The organism is Novosphingobium sp. (assembly GCF_027489515.1).
Taxonomy (GTDB): Bacteria; Pseudomonadota; Alphaproteobacteria; order Sphingomonadales; family Sphingomonadaceae; genus Novosphingobium.
Window position 1 is genome coordinate 1 of sequence record NZ_JAIXZS010000082.1, and the last position, 10,281, is coordinate 10,281.

The following is a 10,281-nucleotide window of genomic DNA, read 5'->3' on the forward strand; positions in this document are numbered from 1 at the left end:
CAAGGACTGGCGACGCATCCATACCCGCTACGACCGATGCGCCCACACGTTCATGTCCGCCATCTGCATCGCCGCAACCGTCATCTTCTGGCTCAATCAATGAGTCCTGAGCCTAGATACTGCGCTGTTCGGGCACTAATACGAGGTCGCTGGCAAGACTCGCGGCAGCACTCAAGTCTCGCTCATGTCCTATCCGAAAGCCTAGCGAGTTCCGGTTACTCGCTGCAAATAAGGCACCGGATCGACATAGCGATATCCCGGCACAGAGGTGGCGAAGTGCTTGAGCCAGTATCCATGCCCCGCTCCATAGACCACCAACACACGGTCGCCGGGTCTGGCAACATGCATCAGCTTCGAAAAAATCTTGGCGTTTCGCAGATACCATGCCGCATTCAGATCGGCTCCAGCCTGACTGTCGTTGTCACCAACAAGAAGCCAACTGTAATAACTCGACATATCGACGTAGATCGGGTCGGTGTTAACCCGAATGAGTAGCTCAGCCACAGTCCGGGTCTTTTGATCTTTTTCGAACTGGCTCAGCCATTTCTTTATTGGCTCGTTGGTAGCATCGATAAGATTGTTCTGACCAAATTTCGCTGCTGCATCCTGAAGCTTGTCATAGGGATAATAGTCCGGCTCGCCTGGGCCCGATTGCTCATCGATACCTTCAACCGTTTTCAGGCCGGCAAGATTGGCAATTCTGAAGCCGATTTGCGTAATCTCGTTGGCATCGGACTTGAGGTCGGCCGTCTTGAATTGCGCATAGGCAGTCGTTGCCAGATCCGGCGCAGTGCTTTGCATCTCGACCATGACCCTCGTGGGCTTGAACACAAGCAAAGCCTTGGCAACGGCATCGAGCTGCGCCTGTTTGTCGGGCGTGAGGACGCTGTCCACCTTGATATTGTTGGTATCGAGGCCGGGATTGCCGAAGTGGTAGGCCCCCAGCACCATGACATCCACGCCCGGTTCCGCAGCGCTAGCCGTCGTGCCAAAGGCGACCGCGGCCATGAAAAGAATTGCTCTTAGATGCACCGCGCCGCCCTTGGTTCACCGCCACAACGCAGATTGCGCTGGGGATCAGTTCACTGAGGTATCGTGCTGCGAGAGCGAGTGTCAATCACGACGCGCGCGCCATTGGCAATGGCAACCAACCACCCAGCCACCGCCATCCGCCGCAAACGCATGCAATGCCCGAAGCGGACATCGGCCCCCTACCCCAATTCCTCCCGCAGCAACCCCAGCACCGCACGCACCGCGCCGCGCGCGCTTGCCATCTCGAAGTGCTTGCAGGGCAGTTCCACCACCCGGTCCGCCTGCCCCGCCTCGCCCTGCGCGCACTGCGGCGCGACGATCCCGTCGCGGCGCGACCATAGCGCGATCGTGCGCACCGGCGGCTTCTCTCCGGGGTCCTCGGCAAAGGGCGGCGCATCGACCTTGTGGTCGTTGAGCGCTTCATAAACCCGCCAGGCATTGTTCGCCCGCCGGTCGCCCGAGAAAGGTGAACCCAGCGTCATCACCAGCCGGCAGGCATCGGGATGACGCTGCGCCAGCACCCGCGCATAGAGCCCGCCGAGGCTCCAGCCGATCAGAACCACCGGCTCGCCCGAGCGTGCAGCCAGATCGCACAGCCGCGCTTCCAGCCGCGCGATTTCCGTCGGCCGGGCGCCGGTGTTCATCCCCTGCCCCCAGCCCTCCACCACGAACCCCGCCTTCTCGAGCGAATGGCGCAGCAGCGCGGTCGCCCGGTCGGACGAGAGCATGCCCGGAATGACGATGACCGGCCGGCCCCGCCCGAACGGCGGCACCACCACCGGCGCGCGCAGTGGAGCGGCATGGATCTTGGGCAGCGCGAGGAATTCCAGCGCCCAGCGCCAGCGCGGCGGCGCCCCGGAACCCGTCGTACCCGGATCCGCCACCACCCGCTCAGTCCCCGGTAAGGATGCGGTCCACCAGCTGCTTCACGGTGGGCGTGAAGTTGTTGGAATAGAACGGGTCCTGCTTGAAGCGGTAGGCCGAATGGCCCGCAAACATCAGGTTTTCGTCGACCGGCCCGCCGTGCGCGATGTCCTGCAGGGTCTTCTGGATGCAGAAGCTGCGCGGATCGGCAAGGCGCCCGGTGGTGTAGTCATCGTGGTCCTTCCACGAAGAGAAGCCGCAGTGCGAAAGGCAGCCCATGCAGTCCTTCTGGTCCTGCTGGATTTCCTCACGCTCCGCCGTCGTGACAAACACGATGGTATCATCGGGCGTCCGCAGCGCATGGGTGAAGCCTGCGCCAAACCACGTGCGGGCACGGTCACGATCCGTCGGCGTCACCCAGAAGTTCTTGCCCTTCACGCCGACGTCGAGCTGAACCGTGTGCTCGCCCGCGGCGACCTTGGAATAGGGGATCTGCCGTTCGGACCGGGCAACCAGCGCCTGCAGGAAGGGGTTGACCACAGCGGAAGAATAGAACCCCGTCGGCGAAAAGCGATGCAGCAGCACGTCGCCCGGATTGAGCGTGCGCAGGTGGTCCTTCCACGCCTGCGGGATCGGGCTTTCCTGCGTCAGCAGCGGCCGAGTGCCGAACTGGAAGGCGATGCTGCCAAGCTCGTCGTTGTCGATCCAGTTGTCCCACTCGCGCAGGAACCACACGCCGCCCGCCATCACGATCGGCACCGAATCCGGAACACCCTCGGCCCGCATCACCTCGCGCAGCACTTTCACGCGCGGATAGGGATCTTCCGGCTTCTTTGGATCTTCGGCGTTGGAAAGGCCGTTGTGGCCGCCTGCCAGCCACGGATCTTCATAGACCACTGCGCCAAGCAGTTCAGGAACCTTGTGATAGGCGCGCTTCCACAGCGCGCGGAAAGCACGGCCGGAAGAGACGATCGGCAGGTAGTTCACCGCATAGCGCGCGGCGATTTCGGCCAGTTTGTAGGGCATGCCCGCGCCGCAGGTCACGCCCGCCACAAGGCCGCGCGTCTTCTCCAGCACGCCTTCGAGGATCGGCTGCGCGCCGCCCATTTCCCACAGCACGTTGATGTTGATCGCGCCCTTGCCGCTGGCAAGCTCGTAGGCGCGCTTCACCTGCTCGACCGCCCCGTCGATGCCATAGCGGATCAGCTGCTCGTGGCGTTCCCTGCGGGTCAGCTGCTCGTAGACCTGCGGGATGATCTTGCCGGTCGCGTCATAGCTGTCGGCATTGACCGCGCTGACCGTGCCGATGCCGCCCGCAGCCGCCCAGGCGCCGGAACTGGCATGATTGGTTGCAGCCACACCCTTGCCGCCCTCGATCAGAGGCCACACTTCGCGGCCGCCATACAGGATCGGCTTCAAACCCTTGAACGCAGACATCTTCTTCCCTTAGCGGCCCCCAACCTTGCCCGCGCCGGCTCCGCTGCCGGCATGGCATGATCGCATCCGGCTCGGCTCCGGCGGCCCGTTTCCGGCGGGCACGAACTGAGCGTAATAGCCTGACAGATCTGGCTTACGGCGAAACGAGGCCAAGCGAAAGCCCGCTGTCTCGAATTCGCAAAAAAGCAACACCGCCGGCGTTCCGTGCTGATCGGTCGGCCGGTCGGCATCGACCACGATCACCGATCCGCCCGGCTTCACCGCGGGCCACAGCCGCCACAGGAACGGATACGGCTCTGCGATCTCGTGGTACATGTGGATCATGAATACGCGGTCGAAGCTGCGCTGCGGCAGGCGCGGATCGTTGGGCGCGCCCTGCACGATCGAGACATTGCCGAGCTGCTCGCGCTCGATCCGCGCACCGAGGCGCCGCAGCGCGCCATCGTCGATGTCCTGCGCCAGCACCCGTCCTTTTCCGCCCACCCGCGCGGCCAGCCGCACCGTATAGTACCCCTCGCCAGCGCCGATATCGGCCACCGTCATGCCGGGTGCGATCCCGGCCTCGTCCATCACGCTCGCCGCCTCGCCCTGCTTGTCACGCAGCGCCTCGGTTGACCACTGGGTCGAGACCACCTTGGCGACTGGCCGGTCGGCCCGCGGAAAGGCCCGATCCTCCGGGGCGCGGTCGGCATCGCCGGCATCGGCGCGGCAGGCAGCCAGCGCCAGCAGCCCGGCCGCAGCGACGCTGCGCGTGCTCAATCGTCGTCTTCCACGGTCACCTTCTCGCCCGTCACGCGCTGCGCCAGCGCTGCGGCCATGAAGGGATCGAGCGCGCCGTCGAGCACGTCGGTCGGGTTGGTGCTGACCACGCCCGTGCGCAGGTCCTTCACCTGCTGATAGGGCTGCAGCACGTAGGAGCGGATCTGGTGGCCCCAGCCGATCTCCGTCTTGGCGGCATATTCGCCGCTTGCCGCCGCCTCGCGCTTGGCAAGCTCGGCCTCGTAAAGCCGCGCCTTCAGCATCCCCATCGCGGTCGCGCGGTTCTTGTGCTGCGAACGGTCGATCTGGCTCGCCACGATGATGCCCGAGGGCACGTGGGTGATGCGCACCGCCGAATCGGTCGTGTTCACGTGCTGCCCGCCCGCGCCCGATGCGCGGTAAGTATCGATCTTGAGGTCGGCCGGATTGATCTCGATCTCGATGTTGTCGTCGATCTCGGGATAGACCCAGACCGAGCTGAACGAGGTGTGCCGCCGCGCCGAGCTGTCATAAGGGCTGATCCGCACCAGCCGGTGCACCCCGCTCTCGGTCTTGGCATAACCGTAGGCGTTCTCGCCCTTGATCAGCAGCGTTGCCGACTTGATCCCCGCCGCTTCGCCCGCATGATAATCAAGCAGGTCGACCTTGAACCCGTGCCGCTCCGCCCAGCGCGTGTACATGCGCTGGAGCATTTCGGCCCAGTCCTGACTCTCGGTCCCACCCGCGCCCGCGTGGACTTCGAGGAACGCGTTATACCCGTCCGCCTCGCCCGCCAGCAGCGCCTGGACCTTGTCCGCATCCGCCCGTTCGGCGAGCGCCGAAAGCGTCGCAAGGCCCTCGGCCACTGTGGCGTCGTCGTCCTCGGCTTCGCCGAGTTCGATGAACTCGATCGCATCGGCCATCTCGGCGCTGATCTCGTTCACCGCGCCGATCGAGGCTTCCAGCCGCCGACGCTCGCGCATGACCGCCTCGGCCGCCTTGGGGTCATCCCACAGCTTGGGATCCTCGACCCGCGCGTTGAGTTCGTCGAGCCGGCGTACCGCACGGTCCCAGTCGAGGAACTTGCGCACCAGCCGCAGTGCGGCCTCGATGCGGTCGATATGGGCCTGCCCTTCGGCACGCATGACGCTTCTCACTCCAGATTGCGGTAGCCCAACCGCTGCATGCAGCGGCGTGGCTTCAGAACCGAAGCCGCTTAACGAAGCCGCGCGCCTTGTAAAGGGGCGCTGGGGAAGCGGCGGGTTTCGCTCAGCCCTTCTTGAGCTTCTGCACCGCCTCGAGCGTGAGCTTCACGTGATCGCGATAATCCATGTCCGAATGGACCATCACGATCTTGCCGTTCTTCGCGATCACATAACTGGTGCGCTTGGTCAGGCCGCTCGAAACGCCGGCAACCTTGAGCGAGACGTCGTAGGCCTTGATCACGTCCTTGGTGGCGGCAGCCACCGTGAACTTGTCGCGGCACTCGGCAGTGGAAAACTTCTGCAGCGTCGGCAGATCGTCGTTCGACATGCCGAGCACGGTTGCGCCCACCTTGGCGAAATCCGCTGTCGCTTCAGCAAAGGCATGGGCTTCCATGGTGCAGCCCTGCGTGAAAGCCTTGGGGTAGAAGTAGAGCACGACCGGCCCCTTGGCGAGCAACGCCTTGAGGTTCACCTTCATCGGCTTGCCCGCAAGCGCGCCCATCGTGGTGAAGTCGGGTGCAATCGCGCCCTGCGTCAACTCAGCATTGGCGGCAGCGGGGACAAGGAGGGCGAGAGCCGCAGTAGCAGCAAGGACATGTTTGATCATGCTGGCAAGCCTACCAGCAAGTATCCGATGCGGAAACCGGCAAATGGTGCAGGCGCTAGTAGATACCGCCCTTGTCCTCGACGAAGTCGCCTTCCTCCACCGGCACGTCCTCGCCGCCGGCATCGCCGCCCTTCGCGGCGCGCGCCTTGCGGATCGCCTCGAGCACCGCGTCCTTGAGCGTCTGATCCTCGGGCCGGAAGGTGCGCGTCGGCTCGCTGTTGGGTTTGAAGGCTTCCCAGATGACCGAGGCCTGCCGCACATGGTCCTCCGGCGTCCCGCCGAACACTTGCCGTCCGCTCACCCGGTCGATCTTCACCATGCGGATACCTTCCGGCACGGTGAAGGGCGCATCGCTCCAGCGCTTCCGGGTCAGCTGCACGAATTCCTTGAAGATCGGTGCGGCAATCCGCCCGCCCTGCGCATAGCCGCCAAGGCTGCGCGGCTGGTCATAGCCGAGATAGAGCGCACCCACGATATCGGGCGAGCCGCCGGCAAACCAAACGTTGGTCGGGCCCGAGGTCGTCCCCGTCTTGCCGAACAGCGGCAACTTGAGGTCGGCAAGCGTCAGCGCGGTGCCGCGCACGACTACGCCTTCGAGCATGTGCACCACCTGATACGCAGTGCGCGGGTCCATCACCTGCTTGCCGGTCGGCTTCATCCGCGGCATCGGCCGGCCGTCCCACTGCGCCATGTTGCAGCCGCTGCAATCCCGCCGGTCGGCCTTCCAGATCACCTTGCCATCGCGGTTCTGCACATAGTCGATCAGCGTCTGCTCGTGCTGGCGGCCATGGTTCGCCAGCGCCGCATAGGCATTGGCCATCTTCGACGCCGTCGTATCGCCCGCCCCCAGCGCCATCGAGAGATAGGGCTGGTAATCGCCGATTCCCATCGCCTTGATCGTGCGGACGACCTTGTCCATGCCAGTATCGTTGGCGATGCGCACCGTCATCAGGTTGCGCGATTGTTCAAGGCCCCAGCGCATCGTGTGGCTGCCGGATCCCCCCTCGCCGCCGAAGTTGCGGAAGCACTTCTGCCCCAATGCCGCGCCCTGATAGACGCAGAACGTGCCATCGAGCACCATCGAGGCCGGCGTCATTCCGTTGTCGAGCGCGGTCGCATAGACGAACGGCTTGATCGTCGATCCCGGCTGGCGCACCGCCTGCGTCGCGCGGTTGAACGAGCCGAGCCGCGCGTCAAACCCGCCCTGCATCGCCAGCACACGCCCGCTGAAGGGCTCCTCCACCACCATGCCGCCCGAAACTTCGGGGACCACCCGCACGGCCCATCCGCCGCCCGCAGGCGCCGCCGCGATCACGTCACCGGGCTTCATTGCCTGCGGCATCGCCCAGAGCGGCCCGGTGCTGCCATCGGCAAACCCGATCCGGCCATCATTCCCGCGCCGTTCAAGCACCACGCCGATCCGCCAGTCCTGATAGCGGATCGCAAGGTTGCTGGTGATCAGTTCGGTCTGCCAGTTGCCCGAAACATCGAGCCGCGCGATCGGCCCGTTCCAAGCCCGCCCGCCGCTGAACCGAAGCAGGCCCGTGCGCATGGAGGTCTGCGCCGCTGTCTGCAGCTCGGTATCGAGCGAAGTGCGCACCCACAGGCCGCCCGCATAAACGCTGTTGGGCCCGTTGTCGGCATTCTCGCCGAACTTGTCGATCAGCTGCCGCCGCACCTCCTCAAGGAAATAGCCCGCATCTGCAGTATAGTTTTCCGCGCGGCGCGGCACGAGACCGAGCGGCTGCGCCTTGGCCTCGGCAGCCTCGCCCGGGGTCGCCCAGCCGTTCTTGACCATCTGGTCGAGCACATAGGCGCGGCGTTCGAGCGCCTTGTCGGCAAACTTGGCCCGGCCGTAAGTCTCCGGCGCCTTGGGGAGGATCGCGAGGAAGGCGACTTCCTGCAGCTTGAGGTCGCCCACGTCCTTGTCGAAATAGGCGCGCGCCGCAGCCTGCACCCCAAAGCTCTGCCGCCCGAGCGGAATCTCGTTGAGATAGAGCTCGAGGATCTGCTGCTTGGTCAGCACGCTCTCGATGCGCCGCGCCAGGATCATTTCCTTGAGCTTGCGCGTCACCGAATACTCGTTGCCGATCAGGATGTTCTTGGCGACCTGCTGGGTGATCGTGGAGCCGCCGCGCGCCCGCTCGCCCGAGCCCAGCTTCAGCGTATAGTCCACCATCGCACCGACAAGGCCGGTAAAATCAACACCGCCATGGCTGAAAAACGACTTGTCCTCGGCGGCGAGGAAGGCGTGGATCAGTGGCTCGGGAAAATCGACATAGCGCAGCTGTACCCGCCGCTCGCGCGCGTAACTGGAGACTATCTCGCCATCATTGCCGCGCACCATCGTCGGCAGCGGCGGCTGGTAGGTCAGCAGCTTGTCCGCCGAAGGCAGCGTGCGGATCACCGTGACCCACACAATCGCATAGAGCAGCACCAGCACGCCCAGCGCATAGCCTGCGCGGCGCACCCAGACCGACCCGCGCCAAAGCTCGCTCGCCCGGCCCAGAATACCCGCCGCATTGCGCTGGATGCGCCAGCGCACGGAAGTGCCGTCGGGTTCGGGAAGTCCAGGGTCGTTCGCCATTTGCGCAGCGCCTTAGCATGGCCTTTCGCGGGAATGCCAGTGGCCGCGAACATCAGGCCGGGCCACGGGTCAATCCGGAGGAGAAGGATGCTGGCCTTGGGACGCCTTGCTCTCCTGCTTCGTCACCCCGGACTTGATCCGGGGCTCTGCTTTGCTGCAAGCACCACCCTCCCGGAAATCAGGGAACCGCCGTCGCCACCGTCGTCCGGGCCAGATAGATCTCGATTGCCGAAGCCAGCGCTGCGCCAAACCCCTTGCGCCAGCCCGGATTGCCCAGCGCGCGCGCGTCGTCCGGGCTGCTGATGTAGCCGGCCTCGATCAGCGCCGATGGCAGATCGAGCGACTTCAGCACAACGAACGCCGCCTCGCGGTCGGGATCGGTGTGGAAGCGCACCTTGCCCTCTCCTTCGCGCAGGACGAGCTGCGCAAAGGCTTTCGACCGCTCGCGCATCTCGCGCTGCGAAAGGCTGACGAGGATCGCGGTGACCGCGTCCGATTTGTCGCCCAGTTCCACACCGTTCACCATGTCGGCACGGTTTTCCCGCCGCGCCACGGCATCGGCCACCGCATCAGAACCGCGATCCGAAAGCGTGTAGACCGTCGCCCCAGTCGCATCGGGCGATTCCGAGGCATCGGCGTGGATCGACACGAAGAGATCGGCCCTCAGGCGCCGCGCTATCCCCGAACGTTCCTCCAGCGCGAGGAACCGGTCGCTATCGCGCGTCAGCGCCACTCGCACGCGCCCGTCCGCGAGCAAGGCCTCGCGCAGCGCCAGCGCAAGGCTCAGCGTGATCATCTTTTCGCGCTCGCCGCGCTGCCCGCTCGCGCCGGGATCGTGCCCGCCGTGTCCGGCGTCGATCACCACCAGCGGCCGGCTCGCATCGGCAGGGCCCTCGATCCGGGGCAGGCCGATTGCGGCAGTGCGATCGGGCAGATTGATGCGCACGGTATACGGCGGACGGCTGACCGGCGCCCACTGCGCCAGCGCCAACAGGATCGCGGCGGCCGTCATCACGGCCAGTGCGGCCCCCAGACCCACCGCAATCAGCGCCCGCCTTGTCATGACGTCAGCCTATGCAATGGCGGGAGCGCGCCGGTCCAGCGGAATTGCTGCACAACGCCGCAAGGTGACATCGGTCCGCAGCCTCCCTGTCATGGTTTTAATTGCTGGTTGTCAAATCCGGTGCTAGCAGTGGCATTCTGGAACGGGCCCGATAGTGGCCTCGGCTCCGCCCCGAAACGCGATGCGGCGCGTTGTTCCGCGTGGCATTTGATCGGAACATGGCGTTGTCCTGGCTGGCTTTTTTGGCCCGGTCCTGAAGTACAAGCGATAGGGCGACACCATGAATGCGCCCCGTTCGCGCCAGAGGTTGATGTCTTGATGGAAATCCGTGCACCGTTCGAGCCGAGGAGCCCCTCAGGGGTCCGTGCGGGCTTGGCGGGCATCGGTCCGTGCCAGTCGCCACGGACCATCCGCAAGACAGACACGCACCAACCGCCGCCGGGCGGCGAGCGCCTGGGGACCGCTATAGCGGCCCTTTCCGCGCTGCGAACCGGCAAATCCGCATTCGCGAAACGCCCCGCTCCGGCCCCGGCATCTGCCAGGCCCGGCCAAGAGGGCTATCGCGCTTTCACATTGAACCGCGCCCAGAACCCGGGTTCACCCCCGCGGCTGCGCGGCTGGAGACTTTGTAATGACCACGCGCATGCTGATCGATGCGCGCCACCAGGAAGAAACCCGGGTGGCGGTGCTCAATGGCAACCGGATTGAAGAGTTCGATTTTGAATCTGCCGATCACAAGCAGATCAAG

General features: G+C 65.0%; 8 protein-coding genes and 1 pseudogene. 1 reads left to right on the forward strand and 8 read right to left on the reverse strand.

Features of this window, described 5'->3' with window-relative positions; all coding sequences use genetic code 11:
• Nucleotides 1–103, forward strand: a pseudogene (locus Q0082_RS14080) (IS5/IS1182 family transposase); the annotation flags it as partial.
• 98 nt (nt 104–201) lie between these two features.
• Here Q0082_RS14080 and Q0082_RS14085 read toward each other — a convergent pair.
• The 8 genes from Q0082_RS14085 to Q0082_RS14120 all read right to left on the reverse strand — a co-directional run bounded on the left by Q0082_RS14085 (nt 202) and on the right by Q0082_RS14120 (nt 9,533).
• Nucleotides 202–1,008 (reverse strand): DUF5694 domain-containing protein, encoded by an 807-nt coding sequence (locus Q0082_RS14085; protein ID WP_298193729.1) that lies wholly within the window; start codon nt 1,006–1,008, stop codon nt 202–204.
• Nucleotides 1,009–1,211: 203 nt separating this feature from the next.
• Entirely contained in the window at nt 1,212–1,919 is a 708-nt protein-coding gene (locus Q0082_RS14090; RefSeq protein WP_298193733.1) for an alpha/beta hydrolase, read from the reverse strand.
• 4 nt (nt 1,920–1,923) lie between these two features.
• The gene (locus tag Q0082_RS14095) at nt 1,924–3,333 is read right to left on the reverse strand and encodes a nitronate monooxygenase (protein ID WP_298193734.1); all 1,410 of its coding nucleotides are present in this window, start codon (nt 3,331–3,333) and stop codon (nt 1,924–1,926) included.
• A gap of 9 nt (nt 3,334–3,342) precedes the next feature.
• Nucleotides 3,343–4,092, reverse strand: a complete 750-nt coding sequence (locus Q0082_RS14100; protein WP_298193737.1) for a class I SAM-dependent methyltransferase — start codon at nt 4,090–4,092, stop codon at nt 3,343–3,345.
• Nucleotides 4,089–5,216, reverse strand: coding sequence for a peptide chain release factor 2 (gene prfB, locus Q0082_RS14105; RefSeq protein WP_298193739.1), 1,128 nt, complete (start codon nt 5,214–5,216; stop codon nt 4,089–4,091). The genes Q0082_RS14100 and prfB overlap by 4 nt, the downstream gene beginning before the upstream one ends.
• 124 nt (nt 5,217–5,340) lie before the next feature.
• A complete protein-coding gene (locus Q0082_RS14110; RefSeq protein ID WP_298193741.1) occupies nt 5,341–5,883 on the reverse strand; it encodes a peroxiredoxin in 543 nt (180 codons plus the stop codon).
• 55 nt (nt 5,884–5,938) lie between these two features.
• Nucleotides 5,939–8,470 (reverse strand): transglycosylase domain-containing protein, encoded by a 2,532-nt coding sequence (locus tag Q0082_RS14115; protein ID WP_298193743.1) that lies wholly within the window; start codon nt 8,468–8,470, stop codon nt 5,939–5,941.
• 178 nt (nt 8,471–8,648) lie between these two features.
• Complete coding sequence (locus tag Q0082_RS14120) at nt 8,649–9,533, reverse strand: N-acetylmuramoyl-L-alanine amidase (protein ID WP_298193744.1); 885 nt, start codon at nt 9,531–9,533, stop codon at nt 8,649–8,651.
• Nucleotides 9,534–10,281 lie beyond the last annotated feature (748 nt).